A 17,955-nucleotide genomic window follows, 5' to 3' on the forward strand; every position below is an offset into this window, starting at 1 on the left:
CGCCGCGGGTGGTCGAAGAATGAAAGCGCAAGCTTAACGCTTTGGACGGAAGTCCGCACTGGCAGACTTGCGGGCGATTATCGCCCTGCCGCAACGGTCATGTGCACGGCGGCTGGCATGGTGCCCAGCCAGGGACTAGACTGACACGTTCGCAACCCTCGCACTGCTGCGGTGCGGAAAAACCTGTCCCAATGAAGCCTGACGCCAGACTGACCACCGGCCCGATCGGCCGCACGCTGCTGATGTTCTCGCTGCCGGTGCTTGGCAGCAACATCCTGCAGTCGCTCAACGCCTCGATCAATTCGGTCTGGGTTGGCCGATACCTTGGCGAGGCGGCGCTCACGGCCACGTCGAACGCCAACATCATTCTGTTTTTCCTGCTCGGTGTGGTGTTCGGGATCAGCATGGCCAATACGATCATGATCGGCCAGGCAGTCGGCGGACGCGACATCGAAGAGGCGCGACGCGTGGTGGGCACCAGCACCACGTTCTTCGTAGGCCTGTCGGTGCTGGCCGCCGTGCTGGGCTTTGTCTTCACGCCGCATATCCTGGCCGCGATGCATACGCCGGACGATGCCACGCCGCTGGCCATCATCTACCTGCGCATCATCTTCATCGCGCTGCCGTTCATGTACTTCTACAACTTCGTGATGATGACGCTGCGCGGCGCCGGTGACTCGCGCACGCCGTTCTACTTCATGTTGCTGTCGGTGGTGCTGGACGTTGTGCTGAATCCCGTGCTGATCTTCGGGGTAGGCCCGATTCCCCCGCTCGGCATCGCGGGCTCGGCGCTCGCCACGCTGATTGCGCAACTGACCAGCCTGGCGGCGATGATCGGGTTGCTGTACCGGCGCAGGCACTTCCTGCTGCTGCACCGGGAGCAACTTGCGCTGCTCCGGCCGGACATGGCGATCCTGCGCGCGCTGGTGATGAAGGGGCTGCCGATGGGCCTGCAGATGGTGGTGATCTCGTCGTCGGCCATCGTGATGATGTCGCTGGTCAATACGTACGGCTCGCGGACGACCGCGGCCTACGGTGTGGCATCGCAGCTCTGGACCTATGTGCAGATGCCGGCCCTGGCGGTTGGCGCCAGTGTGTCATCGATGGTCGCGCAGAACGTGGGGGCAGGACTGTGGGTGCGTGTGGCGCGTGTCACGCAGGTTGGCATGCTCTTCAACGTGTTGATGACCGGCGCGCTGGTGGCGCTGGTCTATGTATTTAATCGTCACTCGCTTGGTCTGTTCCTGGGGGAGGACAGCGTCGCGATCGAGATTGCTCAGCACATCAACAACGTGGTGCTGTGGTCGTTCATCCTGTTTGGCTTCACCATTGTCGTGTTCGGCGCCGTGCGCGCCACGGGCGCCGTCATGGCGCCGCTGGTCATTCTGTTCGTGTCGATGTGGCTGATCCGGCTGCCGTTCGCGTGGCTGCTCGGCCCGCACATCGGCGCCGAATCGATCTGGTGGAGCTTCCCACTCGGCTCGGTGGTGTCGGTGCTGCTTTCGTTCGGCTACTACCGATATGGCAATTGGCGCCGCAGCCATATCCTGCCGGTCGCGCCACATCCGGAAGCGGTGGGGAATGCACCCGACACCAGCATGGGCGTGCCATGCGAGGATGCCGATGCGGGCGCGGAAGCCGATGCGGGAGTCGCACGACAACCTTCCTAATGCATCCAGACAGGTTTCTGAATGTATGGATGAGAGACATTTGATCATGTCGCTTACGCACCGCCCAGCGGTGTAAGCAAGTCGAAAGCTGCGCGGCATCCTTTGCCGCGCAGTGCCGCGCCAATCCGCGTTCTTCCCTTTCAAACACCTTTCCACACCGTCTTTCATTTAACTTTCAGTGGTGCATTCGGTTGCCCACTGAATACGTCACAACGTGATGGAAATGAAAAATCGACGCGAGCGCTGAGGATTGGGGGATACCCTACACCCCAGACAAATGAAAGGAGCCTGAAAGTTCCCGACTCTACTGTTCGCTGCGATGAACGTGTCGAAGTTGATACGTTCGCCGTGGAGATACCCCAGAGCCGGTGTGTCGCACGGTGCCGCAATTCACAACCTTGAGGAGAATCGTTTTGCGCATACGCAGCCAAAAGGACTTTGCCTCCGGCCTGATGTTTATTCTGGTCGGTCTGGGCTTTTCCTTCGTCGCGCGCGGCTACAGCATGGGGACGGCCGCCAAGATGGGCCCCGGTTACTTTCCGTTCCTGCTTGGCCTGGTACTGGCCATTCTGGGCGCGCTGGTGTTGATGGGGTCGATATCGTCAAAGGGTGAAGAAGATCAACTTGCCCGCTGGGACCTGAAGACGCTTCTGTGGATTCTCGGTTCCGTCGTGCTGTTCGGCCTGTTGCTCAAGCCGCTCGGCATGGTGCTGTCGGTGTTCGTGCTGGTGATGGTGTCGTCGATGGCCAGCCATGAGTTCAGCTGGAAGGGTGCCCTGCTCAACAGCGTGGTGCTCGTGCTGATCGCCCTGGGCGCCTTCGTGTACGGCATCAACCTGCAGATGCCGGTCTGGCCTGCCTTCATTACCGGCTAAGGAGTCGCCCGAAATGGAATTGTTTGACCATCTTGCCCTGGGCTTCTCCACGGCATTGTCGCTGCAAAACCTCGCGTACGCGTTCCTGGGCTGCGTGCTCGGGACGCTGATCGGCGTGCTTCCGGGCCTTGGGCCTCTGGCAACCATCGCCATGCTGCTGCCGGTGACGTACTCGCTGCCGCCGGTGGCCGCGCTGATCATGCTGGCCGGTATTTACTACGGTGCGCAGTATGGCGGTTCGACCACCGCTATTCTGGTGAACCTGCCGGGCGAATCGTCGTCGGTGGTGACCACGATCGACGGCTACCAGATGGCACGTCGTGGCCGCGCTGGTGTGGCGCTGGCTACTGCTGGCCTTGGTTCGTTCTTCGCTGGCTGCGTGGCCACGCTGATCCTGGCTGCGTTCGCTACGCCGCTGTCGGAACTGGCGTTCAAGTTCGGTCCCGCCGAGTACTTCTCGCTGATGGTGCTGGGCCTGATCGGCGCCGTGGTGCTGGCTTCGGGCTCGCTGCCGAAGGCCGTGGCGATGATCGTGCTGGGTCTGCTGATGGGCCTGATCGGTACCGACGTGAACTCGGGCGCCGCGCGCTTCTCGTTCGACGTACCTGAACTGACCGACGGCATCGACTTCGTGGCACTGGCCATGGGTATGTTCGGCTTCGCGGAAATCATCGCGAACCTCGAGCAGAAGGAAGCCCGTGAGACGTTCACGAACAAGGTCACGAACCTGTGGCCGACCAAGGAAGACTTCAGGCGCATGATTCCGGCGGTGCTGCGTGGCACGGCGCTGGGTTCGGCACTGGGTATCCTGCCGGGTGGCGGTGCTGCGCTGGCTTCGTTTGCGGCCTACTCGCTGGAAAAGAAGACGTCGAAGTACGCTCACGAGTTCGGCAAGGGCGCGATCGAAGGCGTGGCAGGTCCGGAATCGGCCAACAACGCCGCTGCTCAGACCTCGTTCATCCCGCTGCTGACGCTGGGCATTCCGCCCAACGCCGTGATGGCGCTGATGGTCGGTGCGATGACGATTCACAACATCCAGCCTGGCCCGCAGGTGATGAGCAGCAACCCCGCGCTGTTCTGGGGCCTGATCGCTTCGATGTGGATCGGCAACCTGATGCTGATCATCCTGAACCTGCCGATGATCGGCGTGTGGGTGAAGCTGCTGACCGTGCCGTATCGCTTCCTCTACCCGGCGATTCTGGTCTTCTGCTGCATCGGCGTGTACTCGGTGAACAACCAGACGTTCGACGTGTTCATGGCTGCTGCCTTCGGCGTGATCGGTTACCTGTTCCTGAAGCTGAAGTGCGAACCGGCACCGCTGCTGCTGGGCTTCGTGCTCGGACCGATGATGGAAGAGAACTTCCGCCGCTCGCTGCTGCTGTCGCGTGGTGACTTCACCGTATTCGTGACGCGTCCGCTGTCGATGGGCCTGCTGATTGCTGCTGCCGCACTGGTGGCCGTGGTGGCACTGCCGTCGATCAAGGCGAAGCGCGAAGAAGCGTTCCAGGAAGAGTAATCCTGACGACAAGCGCCGGCGTCACGCCGGCGCGAACCGAGTAAGCTTTCGGGGGTGCCAAAAGCGCCCCCGTTTCTTTGAAGCACTGAAAGGACTGCCCGACTGCGCTGCAGTCATGGGCTGCGCACGATGATTCGATTCTCCGCACCGCTAGTTGCGTTGCCTGCGCCCATGAAAACGCCATCGCTCGATCGTATCGTTTCCAGGCTTTATATCCTCCGGCTTGTCCAGGCCAGTCCATCCACGGTATTCAACCTGATGGAGCGGCTGCGCGAGCGAGGCATCGACAAGAATATCCGCGCGCTGCGCCCAATCCTGCGTAGCCTGATGATGGCGCGATCCATTACCGCCGAACTTGTCGAGGGAAATGGCCGCGTCTACAGCATCACGGATGCGGGACGGGCCGAGCTGGACGCCTACCTCGCCCATCTCAACGTCCTTCAGGACGACATGAGCGATACAGTCGAATAAACCAATGCAAATGCCGGTACGTTGCCTGGAATGAGGCGCGGTACCGGCATTGTCACGTATGCATTGTCAGCATCAGGGTTTCACGAACGAGGCATTCATCAATGTCGCTAGCTTCGTTCACGAGAGATGAGATGCGCGCCGGCGCGCAGCATGAAAAAGCGCCGTGGCAGCGTCTCGATGGAAACGCTGCCACGGCGCCGGGCTGGCAAACTACGCTGGTGCGTCAGAGCTTTTCGAATGCCGCGTTCAGCTTGACCCTGTCGACGATTGTGTCGCCGGCACCGTTGACGGCATGCACGTCGAGCAGCTTTACGGCGTCCTTCATCGTGTAGCGGCCGGCCGGCAACGCGGTGTTGTCGTTGGCATGAACCCAGATATAGAGGTGCTGTAGGTTGTCCTTGAGCAACTCCGGCTGGGTCCAATAGTTCGCCGGGCTCAGGCGATAACCATTAGAGGTCGTGTTGACGGCGCGCGAAGCCCGGAATACCACGACGCGTTGATTGCCGTCCGGTCCGTTCATCAGCACTTCAAGCCGCATTGGCGCGTCCTTGGGGTTCCCAACGGGAGTCGTCAGACCAAACGAAGGCCGCCCGGCGACGAAATACAGTTGCGACGCGTCATCCGGATGCCAGGCGATATCGATACTCTCTGTCTCGCATGTCTGAGTCGTGCATAGCTTGCTTACCATTGCCGTACGCGCTTCTTGCCGGGAATCACCGCCCCGAGTCACGACCGCGGGCATGGAGGTGGGCATCGTGATGGCCTGGGTAGACAGGAGTGTGTCAGCGGAGGTCAGCTCACGGAAATCGTTTGCCGCGTACGGTAACTGCAAGCGGTACAAGGATACTTCGACAGGTTTGTCGGCAATCGGAAGGTTGAACGAGAAAAAGAATACGCGGTCCGGGGTAGGCGGTGTTGTGGGGATGACGAAGACTCGGTGGCTGCCATCCACGTAGCGGACCCGTGCCGCGTACCTTGCCCCTCTGTAGTTTTTGGAATTGGTGCCGGCTTCTTCCATGACAAAGGTGTTCCCGCTGGTCGCGAACATCGGCGGGAAGAGTATGCTGGCGCTCTGATTCTCGCTGGATGACAGCGAGCCGATTACAGTAACCACCGGAACGCCCATGCGATCCGGTTTCAATTGATACCCCGCACCTGGCCAGTCTGGCGTGACGGGAGCATAAGTTCGTGTCGTGTTATCCCAACGGTAGAAACCAGGGTTTCCGGCCACGGTCCGCAGGGTTGGTGTGGAATCCAGCCGCTGCTGGATCGCGCGCGTGTTGTAGTTTGTGTAAGGAGAGAAGCAGCTCTGACTGTCGGCAGGCTCTATATAGTCGGGCATTTTCTTGTGCTGGAGCTGTGGATCAAACCGGCCGCGCGGTGGCTTGTCTGACGACGGCATGGTAAAGCCATCGGTGGCCGCATACCACGTTCGGAATACGCCGCGCGCGGTATCGAATGGTTGCGGGTGCGAGGCGGACCATATGAGATCCTCGGGATCCTCGTCACTGAACCCCTGGCGGATTGGGCCCAAGCCTACGACGCGGCCTAGTGCAGAGTTCATAGCACCGCTACATTCGTTGTTCCATCGGATCTGAGTCGAGCCAGCGATGGCGGGATTAAAGCCGAAGACGTTCTGGAGATTTCCGTCGAGGTCCTTGTAGCGTCCTTGAGAAAGGACGGCTCCATAGGCAAGCGGCGACGCCTGAACCGTATTGTGGAAGAGATCGGTCACCGGAAAACCGCGTCCGGTGTTTGCCTTCTCCACCATGATGTTCGCGGCCCATGCCGTGTTCCCGGTTGGGCTGACCCCAGAGACCGGTATCTGCCTCAGTGAATCAAACCTCCTTGGGGGGGCCATCATGATGACGCTGTTCCAGCGTGCAGGCAGATAGTCGACGACGGATATTCTGCTTATCGGCATGCGGGCGTAGATTTCGTCGGCGAGCCTGTCCGAATCGAGGGTATCAGCATTCGAATTGGCATCCTCCCAGAACAGTACCTTGGTTCGTGTGTATGTGAACTCCGATGGACCCGCCAGTGGGGGAAGGCCATTCGTTACGCGGTATGCGTAGATCTGTTTTTCATCGTGGCGCAGCTCGTCATAGCCAACGGTTAGTTGGACATCGGCCTTCATCCACCCGGTGGGCATCTGCGTGCTCCATGCCTGTGTGCTGTAGCGTGGCAAGGTGTCCTGGGTAAGCCTGTCTTCCGCATAGCCATTCAGGCCGGCGGGCTTCTTCAGGAAGAGACGTCCCATCGATACGCCGTTCAGCGTCGCTTCGACAAATACTTCTTGATCATTGCTGATGGGCTTGGTCGGCGTAAACAGCAGGAGCGTGCTGCGGCCTTCGACCAGGCGTGGTGCGATACGCGTTTCGTTCTGCCCCACGACACTGGTTTGCCCGTATTCGAGCGCGCCGGCCAAGTCGAAAGTCGTGCGTGGGTATCCAGGCGTTGGTGTTGGTGTTGGTGTTGGCGTTGGCGTTGGCGTTGGTGTCGGGGCTGGTGCAGGTTGCGTGCTGCCCGATGACGGGCCGCTGTCTCCACCGCCCCCACATCCGGCCAGCGCCGCAAGGGCGAAAGCCGATGCGGCTGCAATGCGAAGGAGTTCCGAGCGAGGCCGGCGAAGCGTTGAGCCCCTGGAAGCTGGCGATGCTGAAGCGGAGTTTCGTGAATGATGGTTATATTTCATTGCTCGCGTATATTGGGTGTAAATAATATTGCTTTTGTTATTTATTATTTACGATTGAATTAAATGATTAACTTCACCAATAATTTTAGCTGGGCAATGGTATTGCTTCGAGGCTCATTTTTTGCTCTGAAGCAAATAGGTCTATTATTGTGATTTTTGGAGAAAATGCTATTTACATGGTGCGCTGATATTGATAATCGCCGCGCGAGGGAGAATATCGACTTGAGGGGGATAGCTCGCCTCGATATTAGAAGGCGGCGCGCAAAGACGGCGCTTAATGCGGGGAAAGGAGGGAGTTGAACCTAAGAAATATCCGGTACGGCATCGCATCGGGTCATCCGCCGGGGAAGCGGGGGCGATGGCTACCGGACGCATCGGAATGCCGATGCGTCTCAAGGCGTTGACTTGTCGCGTCCCAGGCGAGGATCTACGTTGGCTTCGGCCGTGGAAACAAAAACTGGATGCCCAGGAAGCCGACGATTCGGAACTACGCCATCACTACCTGGTTTCGTCCATTACGCTTGGCCTGATAGAGGCCCGCATCGGCAGCCTCTATCAGCCGGCTGAAATCGGCATCGCCTCCGGGCACGATCACCGCGCCGCCGATACTGACCGTGACAAATCCGCCAGTTGGGGAGCAGGCATGCGGAATCCGCAGCGTCTCGATCGCGCGCCTGACCTTCTCGGCCAGCAGTCGTGCGCCGCCGGGCGATGTGGCCGGCAGGATCATCGAGAATTCCTCGCCGCCGAAGCGCGCGGGCAGGTCCGCCGGGCGCGCGCAGTTCTCGCGGATCACGGCGGCCACGCGGCGCAGTACCTCGTCGCCCGCCACGTGGCCGTAGGTATCGTTGTAGCCCTTGAATGCGTCGACGTCGATCATCAGTAGCGCGAGCTGGGTCTGTTCGCGCTGGGCGCGTTTCCATTCCGCGCCCAGGTACTCGTCGAAGTAGCGCCGGTTCGACAGGGAGGTCAGTCCGTCGGAATTGGTCAGCCGCTGCAGTTCGAGATTGGTCTCGAGCAATTGCTGCTGGCTTTGGCGCAGCGCCCGATATGCCTCGTCACGTTGCAGCAGGTTCAGGTAGGAGCGAGAGTGGTAGCGGATACGCGCGATCAGCTCGATCGAATCCGGCAGCTTGACCAGATAGTCGTTGGCGCCGGCCGCGAAAGCCGCACTCTTCATGGTGGGCTCTTCCTTCGTCGACAGCACGATGATCGGAATATCGCGCGTGGCGGCGTTTTCGCGGTAGCGGCGCACCAGCGTCAGCCCATCGGTGCCGGGCATGACCAGATCCTGCAGGATCACAGTGGGCTTGGTACGCTCGGCCACCGTCACGGCCTCCTCGGGCTGCGAGCAATAGTGGAAGTCGATATCGGATTCGCTGGCCAGCGCGCGCCGGATAGCCTCGCCGATGATGGCCTGGTCGTCAACCAGCAGCACCATCGCCGGGTATTCATGGGTGGCCGCCGCATCGGCCGACTTGAGTTGTCTGGGCATTATTCGCCTCCTGTTCTTTTCTCTTACCGCCGGCCACCGCCACACGTCATGACTAGTCGCGGCGCGATCTTCTGCAGTGGCAGGATCTCGCTCGCCGCGCCAAGCGTGGCCGCCGCCTTGGGCATCCCGTAGACGGCGCTCGTGGCCTGATCCTGCGCGATGGTCTGGAAGCCGCGTTCACGCATGGCCTTCAGGCCTTGCGCCCCATCGCGTCCCATGCCGGTCAGCAATACTCCGATTGCTTCACCGCGCCAGTGTTCCACCACGCTTTCAAAAAACACATCGATCGAAGGGCGATACAGGTAGTCGCAAGGCTCGGGGGTATAGATGAGGCGTCCCGAGCTGGTCAGGCGCAAGTGATCGTTCGTGCCAGCCAGCACCACCGCGCCGGCCTGCGGCACCTCTCCAGCCCGGGCAAGGCGCACCGGCAGTTGGCACTGCGCGTCGAGCCACTCGGCCATGCCCTGGGCGAACGCTTCGTCGACATGTTGGACGGCGACGACCGCCGCGCCAAAGTCGGCCGGCAACGCGCCGAGCAGTGTGGCCAGCGCGGCCGGGCCACCGGCCGATGCGCCAATCGCGACCAGCCGGGGCGCGGTGGGCGTCGGCGTGGCCGCCGCGAGCGGATGGGGCGCCTGCGCGCGTCCGCCAAGCAGGCGCGCGATGTTTCGGATCTTTCGCAATAGCGGGCCGGCCGCGAGCTTGGTGTCGGAGTCGGTAAGCGTCGGGGTGTCTACAGCATCGATCGCACCGTGCCCCATGGCATCGAACACCTGGTTCGCGTTACGGCCGAGGTCCATGGTCACCACGACGATCGCACACGGCGATTCGGCCATGATGCGCCGTGTGGCTTCCACGCCGTCCATGACCGGCATTAGCAGGTCCATCAGGATCAGGTCGGGGGTCTGAGTCGCGGCCATCCGCACGGCTTCCTCGCCGTCGCCGGCGATCCAGGCGATCTCAAGCGTGGTGTCCAGCGCAAGCGCGCGCCGCAACGCGGCAACAGCCAGCGCGGAATCATTGACGATGCCGATTCTCATGAGCGTGCCTCGCCGATCAGGTCACGTACCGCGTCGAGCAGCGCGGTATCGTGGAAGCTGCCTTTGGCCAGATAGTAATCCGCGCCAGCCTGCAGGCCGCGCTCGCGATCCTGCTCGCGGTCCTTGTAAGAGACGATCATCACGGGCAGATGCGTCAGGCGGGCATCGCTACGTATCCGGCTGACGAGTTCAATGCCGTCCATGCGCGGCATGTCGACGTCGGTGATCACCAGATCGAACGATTCCGCGCGCAGCACGTTCCATCCGTCCATGCCGTCCACCGCGACGGCCACGTCGTAGCCGCGTCCGCTCAGCAGCTTGCGCTCCAGTTCCCGCACGGTCAGCGAGTCATCCACCACCAGCACGCGCTTGCGTCGCGTCTGGGCGGCTTCCTCGCCGCCATGGCGCACCCGTTCGATGCGGCCATCGGAGACGAGTTTTTCCACCGACCGCAGCATGTCCTCGACGTCGAAGATCAGGACCGGCGTGCCATCGTCGGTCAGGCTGCCCGCCGCGATGTCCTTGATCTTGCCGAGGGCTTGCGCGAGTGGCTGCACCACCAGCAATCGCTCGCCGATCAGGCGATCCACTGCGATGCCATACACACGATCCTGCTCGCCGATGACGACCACGGGAACGGTATCTCCATCCTGGCCACGCTCGGGGCGCTGGAGCACCTGCGCGGCGCTGATCAGCCCCACCGGCCTGCCATCGTGGCGGAAGTGCTGGTGCTGCTCGGTCTGTTCGATGTCTTCGCGGCGCACGGCCACGGCACGCAGCACGTGGCCCAGCGGGAATGCATAGGCTTCGCCCGATATTTCCACGAGCAGCGCCCGCACGATCGACAGCGTCAGCGGCAACTCGAGATGGAAGTGCAGGCCGCTGCCGGGCTGCTGGGAAAGCCTCAGGCTACCCCGCACGGCACGCACCATGTCCTGCACGGCGTCGAGCCCGACACCGCGGCCGGAGACCTCGGAAACGGTCTCGCGCATGCTGAAACCCGGCAGCAGCAGGAACTCGAGCAACTCGGCTTGCGATAGTCGCGCGACGGTGTCCGCCTGGGCAAGGCCTCGCCGCACGATGGCGGCGCGCAATGCTTCCAGATCGACGCCCGCGCCGTCATCGAAGATCTCGATCACAAGCCGGCCGGCGTTGTGCCACGCATGGAGTGATACGCGGCCTTCTTCCGGCTTGCCGGCGGCGCGGCGCGTTTCCGGCGCTTCGATGCCATGATCCACGGCATTGCGCAGCAGGTGAGCCAGCGGCGCGTCGAGATGTTCCAGGATGTCCCGGTCGACCTGGGTTTGCTCGCCGGACAACTCCAGTCGGACACGCTTGCCGAGCGAGCGGCCCAGGTCACGCACCATGCGCGAGTAGCCGGTGATGCCATCGGCCAGCGGGCGCATCCGGCACGACAGCGCTGTGTCGTACAGGCGGCGCGACAGTCCGCTCTGGCGGTGATCGTACTGGTCGAATTCTTCCACGCGCTGGGTGAGCTGGCCGTGGCTGTCCTCGAGCAGTTGGCGAGTCTCCATCAGTGCCGCCCGCAGGCGTGGCACGGTGCTATCGGGGCTGTCGAGCAGCGCCTGAACGCCATCGAGCGCCTGCATCACGCGCATCTGTTGACGCCTGGCTTGCTGGATCGCGACGCCGAACGGCCGTAGCCAATGCGTCTCCACCATCGACTCGCCGGCCATCGCCAGCAGCCGGTCCAGCCGTTCGGCATTGACGCGCAGGATGCGTTCCTGGTTACCGGTGTACTCCTGTGGCTGCGCCGGCACAACGGTGCTCGCTGACGGGCGATCGACCGTGGCTAACGGGGGCTCCGGGGGCTCCGGAGGCGAGGGCTCGGCGGCCGACGGCAACACTGTCGGTGCTGCCAGTGCCGCCACATCCGCGCCACCATCGAGCAGCGCCTCGAGACGGGCGACGAAAGCGTCGATCTCCGCCTTGCCGCCAAGCTCCGGCCAATTGGCGTTGCCATCGGGCGGATGGCCGATTCGCTGCAGCAGGTCAGTGCCTTGCAGCAGCGCATCGATATGGGCGGCGCTCAGCAGAAGGCCGCCACGTTGCGCGGCGACGAGGCAATCCTCCATCACATGCGCAACGCGCACGCCACCGTCGAGCCCGACGATGCGCGCGGCCCCTTTTAGCGAATGTGCGGCGCGCATGCAAGCCTCGAGCTGGACGGCTGCCGTGGGATCGCGTTCCAGGGCCAGCAGGCCGGCATTGAGCACATCGGCCTGCGCGTCGGCCTCGAGCGCGAACAGGTCCAGCAACGAGGCATCACGGAGTTGTTCCGGATTCATGACAGGCTCCGGGTCAACGCCTGCCGCAGCAGGTCGGCATCAAGCAGACCGACGCTGTGGCCGTTGAAATCGAACAGCGCGCGTGAATAGCGGGCGGAGGCGCGCGCGAGCGTCGCCGGCAAGGGCAGCAAGACATCCTGCGTGACGCGCTCGACGCCGGCTACCTCGGCAACGGGCAGCGCGATCGCATTGCGTCCCTGGCCAAGAATCAGGAAGCGCGCCGCGCGCTGGGCATCCTGGCCGCCACGCCCGTTGGATTCAGTGGGTTCGGTGGGTTCAGTGGGTTCGGCCGATTCGCCAAACAGCAGCGCCAGCGAGATGCACGTCAGCAACGCGCCGCGCACGGCCGCTACCCCGATCAGCGCGGCATGGCGCCGATGCAGCAGCGAGTGGACCAGTGCGGGCGCAGTGACTTCGCCGAGCGTGGCCGTCGGCAAGGCCAGCCATTCGTCGCCGACGCGAAACACCATGTACGACTCTCCGGCCAGCCGGTCGGCTGACGATTGGTCGATGGGCGTATCGCTACCGCTGGCAGGCTGGACGATCGGGTCGATTGCCAGTGTGTCGAGCAACACCAAGGCGGCCTGGGCGTAGACCGGGCAATTCCTGCAGGTGATGTGCGTGGCGAGTAGCGGGCAGGTGCGATCGCCGGTCACGCCGATGCGGCGCCAACAGTCGTCGATGGCGCCTGCCGGGGCGGCATGGGGCAACAATGAATTCGGTTCAGCCATGGCTCATTCGGGCATGACGTTGGGCGCGTTCGCGCAAGCGGTGCGCGCCGGCGGCGTCTCCTGCGCTGTCGAGCAGGGCGGCCAGATGATAGAGCGCTTCTTCATGGCCAGGGTCGAGATACACCGCCTTGCGGTAGGCCGCGTGCGCCTCGGTGGCGCGGCCAGAGGCATCGTGCAGCACGCCCAGCAGGCACCAGCCGTCGGCGGATGTTCCGTGTTCGGTCAGGAATAGCTGGCACGCCGCCAGGGCGCGATCGAGTTCGCCGCGATCGGCCACGGCGGCAATGGCAGCCAGCGCGGCGTCGCGGCTGGGTGCGGATGACGGCTGCGCTGACGGATTGCTCGCCGCCGCATCCGGAGCGGGCGCCGCGTGCCTTACCGGGGCGGTGGCGGCCGATCGGGCCCTCGCGATCACTGGCCGTGCCGCCAGCACCGTGTGCGCTGCTGGCGCTTGGCTCGATGGGCTGGCTGGCTGAGCATGGAAGGCGAAGGCCAGTGGGACCCCTGCGCCGGCCAGCCCCTCGCGCGTCAGCAGGCTTGCTTCCGCGGGCCCAACGAAGATCATGCCGTCTGGCCGGGTCAGTCGGCGCAGGGTCCGGATCGCTTCGCACTGCGTGGCCGGATCGAAATAGATCATCAGGTTGCGGCAGAACGCAAAGTGGTATGGCGCTTCGTGCCTCAGCAAGTCAGGGTCGACCAGATTGCCGCATAGCAGCCGTACCTGATTGCGGACCTTTGGCAGCAGTTGATAGGTCGCCTGAGTACCGGTGACCGACATGAAATAGCGGTCGCGGAAGTCCAGCGGCTGGCCGCGAAACGCGTTATCGCCATAGACGGCGGCGCGGGCGCGTTCCAGGGCGCGGGCGCTGATGTCGATGGCATCGACGCGGAAGCGATCGCCCGGAATGCCGGCGTCGAGCAGTGCCATCGCGATCGAATAGGGTTCTTCGCCGGTCGAGCAGGGCAGGCTGAGGATGCGTAGCATCGGCTCTCCGGCGCCAAACACCCGTTGCGCGGCGAAACGGGCCAGCGCGAGCAGTGCCTCACGGTGCCGGAAGAACCAGGTTTCCGGGACAACGACGGACTCGATCAGCGCCTGCAGCTCGTCCGGCACCGCATGAAGCAGGTTCCAGTAGGCCGCCGGGTCATCGGCGCCCAGGGCCTGGCGCCGTTCTTCCACCGCGCGCGCGATCGTGCCTCGGCCGACCGATGCCGCATCGAGCCCGATGCGTTCCTTCAGCAGCGCCTCGATCAAGGTGGGCGGGTGGGGGGCGTCGGTCATGCCGGGGACGATGCGGGAAACAGCATGGCGTGGACGGCGTCGGGCAGCAGCGCACCGACATGTACCCACTGGATCAGGCCACGCGGATCGTGGCGCACCGGTCCAAGGTAGCGGGCGTGTGTCGGGTCGATGCCGCCATCGATGAACGATGCGGGATCGCAGCGCAGCGTTTCGTTGGCGTGCTCGAGCCGCAGGCCAAGCACGCGAGGCTGGGTGCCGGAGTCGCGCGCGCGCCGATAGTGCACCAGCGCGGTGCGGGTGCTGGTGCGCGCAGCGGCGGGTGTGCCGGTGGCCAGCGCGGTGATGTCGATGACGGGCACGGGCTGTCCGTGCCGGGTCATCAGTCCGCAGACCCACTCCGGCGCGCCGGGAATCTGTTTCACGGGGCCGAGGGGCAGGACCTCGGCCACCTCGGCGCTATCGAGCGCGTAGCGATCGGCGCCGATGCGGAAGAGCAGGAAAAGGGCCATGGCGATGGCGGCTCCGGGGTCGCCTGCTCAGACTTTGAAGCGCGAGACGCCGCTGCGCAGTTCGTTGGAAACCAGCGTCAGTTCGTCGATGGCCTGGCTGGACTGACGCAGCGACTCCACCGTCTGCTGCGCGGCTTCGGACAACTGGATCAGCGCCTGATTGATCTGCTCGGCGCCGCCTGCCTGCGCCTGCATCCCTTCGTTGACCATCTGCACGCGCGGCGCCAGGGACTGAACCTGCCCGATGATCTGCGAAAGCTGGTCGCCAACCTGGGTGACCTCGGACATGCCGCGGCGGACTTCCTCCGAGAACTTGTCCATGCCCATCACCCCGGCGGCCACGGCCGACTGGATCTCGCGCACGATCTGTTCGATGTCGTAGGTGGCCACGGCGGTCTGGTCCGCCAGGCGACGAATCTCGGTGGCCACCACGGAGAATCCGCGGCCGTACTCGCCGGCCTTTTCGGCCTCGATCGCGGCGTTCAGCGACAGCAGGTTGGTCTGGTCCGCCACGCGCGCGATGGTGGTCACCACCTGGTTGATATTGCCGGCCTTCTCGTTGAGCGTGGCCAGACGGGAGTTGACCGAGCCGGCGGCTTCCATCACGTGGTTCATCGTCGCTTCCATGCGCGACAGACCCACCTGACCGGTGCCAGCCAGTCCGGCTGTCTGGTCGGCGGCGTGGGAAACCTCGCTCATGGTGCGGACCAGGTCGCGCGCGGTAGCCGAGATCTCGCGCGAAGTCGCGCCAATCTGCGTGGTCGTGGCGGCCGTTTCGGTGGCGGTGGCCTGCTGCTGGCGCGCCGTGGCGGCGATCTCGTTGACCGAGGTCGTGACCTGGATTGCCGAGCGTTGCGCTTGTCCGACCAGCGACGTCAGCTCGTCGGCCATCTGGTTGAAACCTTCCTCCACGGCCAGGAACTCGTCTCGCCGATGCAACACCATCCGCTGGCGCAGGTCGCCGCCGCGCATGGTCTTCAGCAGCGAGACGATCTTGCCCATCGGCACCGTAATGGCGCGTAGCAATTGATAGCCGGCGATCAGGGCGGCGAGCACGGCGATGCCGAATGCCACTTCGATACTGACCTTGGCCGTTACCACCGAGTCGACGATGCCAGTGGAGGCCCGCTCATTGACCTTGCCGTTGTCGTCGACGATGTCCTGCAGCAGCTTCCGGCCATCAGACCAGAGGTCGTGCGCGCTGCCGCGCAGGGCGGCCTGGGCCGTGGCGGCATCCTTCCACTGAGCGGGGTCAAGGTACGGCTGGGCGGCCTGCTGGTACCGGGCGCGGACGGCCTGGTAGTTGTGGAAGCGGGCCCGGTCGTCCTCACGAACGATGGTGGCGTCGTACTGCTGCTCCAAACGGTCCAGACGCTGCATGGCGTCCTGCGTCTGCGTCAGCAGGCGGGCGCGCTGGGGCGCATCGGCCGCGGTCACCGTCTGCCAGGCCAGCACGTAGATTTCGCCCCAGACCCCGCGCATTCCGGCGCTGAAGTTCAGGCCCGGCAGCGCATCGGTGCGCATCACGGTGGTTTCGTGCTCGATGGCGGACAGCCTTCGGTAGGCGACGCCGCTCATCAGGGCCATGACCAGCAGGATGATGGTGAAGCTCGCCAGAATGCGGGTGCGGATGGTCCAGTGGGTCACGGTCAGGATCGTCTCCGGTGAGGCCGCCGGGGTTGGGGCCGGCTGGGTCATGCTTTGGGGCGGGGGCGCCGTCACCCAGTTGGGGGTATCCCTCGTTTGGGTGGTAGCCTTTTGCGGCGTAGGGTACTGTAACGCCCAAGCCATTTCAACGCGGTGCCCGGGGCGTTGCGCCGTTGCGCCGGAAATTGGAAGCGCTTGCATTTTCCAAGGTTTTCGTCACACTTGCCAAATAGCTTGAGCAGGGAACATGTTCATCACAACAGATAGGGCAGGGATGGTGGCCAAGTCGGAGGCGCAGGCGACTGGTGCCTTGCCGCCGGCGGATGTTGATCCGCTGACCGGCGTGGTCGCTCGCCAGGCATTCTTGAATCGGCTGGAAACGCGCCTGCATAGCGAGGCGACGCCCCGCTTTTCCCTGTTGCTGGTTGGCATCGACGATTTCCGCGCGTTCAACGACATGCATGGCCACATGGAGGGCGATGCAATCCTCCTGCAGGTTGCCCGCCGACTGCGCGATGCCGCGCCGCGCGACGCCGTGGTTGGCCGCGTGGGCGGCGACGAGTTCGCCGTGCTGCTGACCTCCATCTCGGACCCGACACTGGTGCGGCACGTGAGCGCCGCCATCCTGTCGATGCTGTCTGCCCCCCACGAACTCAACGGCCGCCGCCACCATGTGCTGGCCAGCCTGGGCGCGTGCGTGATGCCGACCGGCGGGGATACCACTTCCGACGTGCTGGCTGCCGCTAGCCTGGCGCTGGCCCGGGCCAAGCACGATGGCGGGCGCACCATCCGCTTCTTCAAGCCGCAGATGCGCACGGATGTGATGACGCGACTGTCGCTCGTCCAGGCCTTGCGGGAAGCCTATGCCCAACGGCAGTTCGAACTGCTGTACCAGCCGCAGGTGGATCTGCGGGATGGCCGCGTGCTGGGCGCGGAGGCACTGATGCGCTGGCGGCATCCGACGCTGGGCCTGCTCGCCCCGGCCGCGTTTATCGACGCCCTGGCCGCGAGCAGCGTGGCGGCGGACGTCGGCATGTGGCTGCTGCACACGGCTTGCGCGCAGGCGCGGGCGTGGTCGCTGACATTTCCCGACGCCCCCCGGGTGGCGATCAACCTGTTTGCCGCCCAGTTGTCCGAAAGCCGGTTGCTGACCGAGGTCCGCCATGTGCTGCGGGCGCTTGAGCTGCCGCCCGACCGGCTGGAGATCGAGATCACCGAGACCATCGCGCTGCAGCAGGGCGATGAGGTGTCGGGCCAACTCCAGGCGCTGCGCCGCGATGGCGTGACACTGACCTGCGACGATTTTGGCACCGGCTATGCATCACTGAGCTTCCTGAAGTCCTTTCCTGTGGACCGGCTCAAGATCGATCAGTCGTTTATTCGCAACGTCACGCAAGACAGTGTCGATGCGGCGATCGTGCGTTCGGTCATCAACGTTGGGCAGAGCCTGCGCATCGGCGTGGTCGCCGAAGGGGTGGAAAACAACGCCCAGCGAGAATTCCTGCTGGCCAACGGATGCGTCGAGGCGCAGGGCTATCTCTATGGGCGCCCGATGTCCGCTGACCTCCTGACAGAGCACCTCCGCCGCCAGCCGCGCTGACACCGGCGACGGATTTGTTTCCACCTTTATCCCCCATCGCCCGGCCGGGCTGCGGGGAAATATGTACTTACAAAGTCCGGTACACAGGTAGAACACTGCATCGTTATCAGATGTAGGGTGGCACTGACAGGTCGCCACGATGGCGGCCGCGCGT

The 17,955-nt window shown here is 63.8% G+C and carries 13 protein-coding genes; 5 read left to right on the plus strand and 8 right to left on the minus strand.

Annotation, left to right across the window (positions count from 1 at the left end; all coding sequences use genetic code 11):
• The first annotated feature begins 191 nt into the window (after nucleotides 1–191).
• The 4 genes from RN01_RS29115 to RN01_RS29130 all read left to right on the plus strand — a co-directional run bounded on the left by RN01_RS29115 (nucleotide 192) and on the right by RN01_RS29130 (nucleotide 4,532).
• Nucleotides 192–1,670: an MATE family efflux transporter gene (locus RN01_RS29115; protein WP_017512353.1), complete on the plus strand. Its 1,479-nt coding sequence runs from the start codon at nucleotides 192–194 to the stop codon at nucleotides 1,668–1,670.
• A 413-nt stretch (nucleotides 1,671–2,083) separates the two neighbouring features.
• Nucleotides 2,084–2,545: a tripartite tricarboxylate transporter TctB family protein gene (locus RN01_RS29120; protein ID WP_017512352.1), complete on the plus strand. Its 462-nt coding sequence runs from the start codon at nucleotides 2,084–2,086 to the stop codon at nucleotides 2,543–2,545.
• A gap of 13 nt (nucleotides 2,546–2,558) precedes the next feature.
• A complete protein-coding gene (locus RN01_RS29125) occupies nucleotides 2,559–4,061 on the plus strand; it encodes a tripartite tricarboxylate transporter permease (protein WP_011518471.1) in 1,503 nt (500 codons plus the stop codon).
• A gap of 171 nt (nucleotides 4,062–4,232) precedes the next feature.
• Nucleotides 4,233–4,532, plus strand: a complete 300-nt coding sequence (locus RN01_RS29130; RefSeq protein WP_017512350.1) for a helix-turn-helix transcriptional regulator — start codon at nucleotides 4,233–4,235, stop codon at nucleotides 4,530–4,532.
• Between the two features lie 223 nt (nucleotides 4,533–4,755).
• On the opposite strand, the gene RN01_RS29135 is transcribed toward RN01_RS29130, so the two are convergent.
• The 8 genes from RN01_RS29135 to RN01_RS29170 form a co-directional block, all read right to left on the minus strand.
• Nucleotides 4,756–6,960 carry a TagA domain-containing protein gene (locus RN01_RS29135; protein WP_017512349.1) on the minus strand — a complete coding sequence of 735 codons (2,205 nt, stop codon included), beginning with the start codon at nucleotides 6,958–6,960 and terminating at the stop codon, nucleotides 4,756–4,758.
• Nucleotides 6,961–7,714: 754 nt separating this feature from the next.
• Complete coding sequence (locus tag RN01_RS29140) at nucleotides 7,715–8,722, minus strand: PleD family two-component system response regulator (RefSeq protein WP_017512199.1); 1,008 nt, start codon at nucleotides 8,720–8,722, stop codon at nucleotides 7,715–7,717.
• Between the two features lie 23 nt (nucleotides 8,723–8,745).
• Nucleotides 8,746–9,762, minus strand: a complete 1,017-nt coding sequence (locus RN01_RS29145; protein WP_024570635.1) for a chemotaxis response regulator protein-glutamate methylesterase — start codon at nucleotides 9,760–9,762, stop codon at nucleotides 8,746–8,748.
• On the minus strand, nucleotides 9,759–12,071 hold the full coding sequence (locus RN01_RS29150) for a hybrid sensor histidine kinase/response regulator (RefSeq protein WP_017512197.1): 2,313 nt from the start codon (nucleotides 12,069–12,071) through the stop codon (nucleotides 9,759–9,761). Before RN01_RS29150 ends, RN01_RS29145 begins: the two co-directional genes overlap by 4 nt.
• Nucleotides 12,068–12,802, minus strand: a complete 735-nt coding sequence (locus RN01_RS29155; protein ID WP_017512196.1) for a chemotaxis protein CheW — start codon at nucleotides 12,800–12,802, stop codon at nucleotides 12,068–12,070. Before RN01_RS29155 ends, RN01_RS29150 begins: the two co-directional genes overlap by 4 nt.
• The gene (locus tag RN01_RS29160) at nucleotides 12,795–14,084 is read right to left on the minus strand and encodes a protein-glutamate O-methyltransferase CheR (RefSeq protein WP_017512195.1); all 1,290 of its coding nucleotides are present in this window, start codon (nucleotides 14,082–14,084) and stop codon (nucleotides 12,795–12,797) included. Before RN01_RS29160 ends, RN01_RS29155 begins: the two co-directional genes overlap by 8 nt.
• Nucleotides 14,081–14,554: a chemotaxis protein CheW gene (locus RN01_RS29165; RefSeq protein WP_017512194.1), complete on the minus strand. Its 474-nt coding sequence runs from the start codon at nucleotides 14,552–14,554 to the stop codon at nucleotides 14,081–14,083. Before RN01_RS29165 ends, RN01_RS29160 begins: the two co-directional genes overlap by 4 nt.
• 27 nt (nucleotides 14,555–14,581) lie before the next feature.
• On the minus strand, nucleotides 14,582–16,252 hold the full coding sequence (locus RN01_RS29170) for a methyl-accepting chemotaxis protein (RefSeq protein WP_017512193.1): 1,671 nt from the start codon (nucleotides 16,250–16,252) through the stop codon (nucleotides 14,582–14,584).
• Between the two features lie 223 nt (nucleotides 16,253–16,475).
• On the opposite strand from RN01_RS29170, the gene RN01_RS29175 reads away from it, so the two are divergent.
• Nucleotides 16,476–17,801 (plus strand): bifunctional diguanylate cyclase/phosphodiesterase, encoded by a 1,326-nt coding sequence (locus tag RN01_RS29175; protein ID WP_017512192.1) that lies wholly within the window; start codon nucleotides 16,476–16,478, stop codon nucleotides 17,799–17,801.
• Nucleotides 17,802–17,955 lie beyond the last annotated feature (154 nt).

It is taken from the genome of Cupriavidus sp. SHE (assembly GCF_000812445.1).
Taxonomy (GTDB): Bacteria; Pseudomonadota; Gammaproteobacteria; order Burkholderiales; family Burkholderiaceae; genus Cupriavidus; species Cupriavidus metallidurans.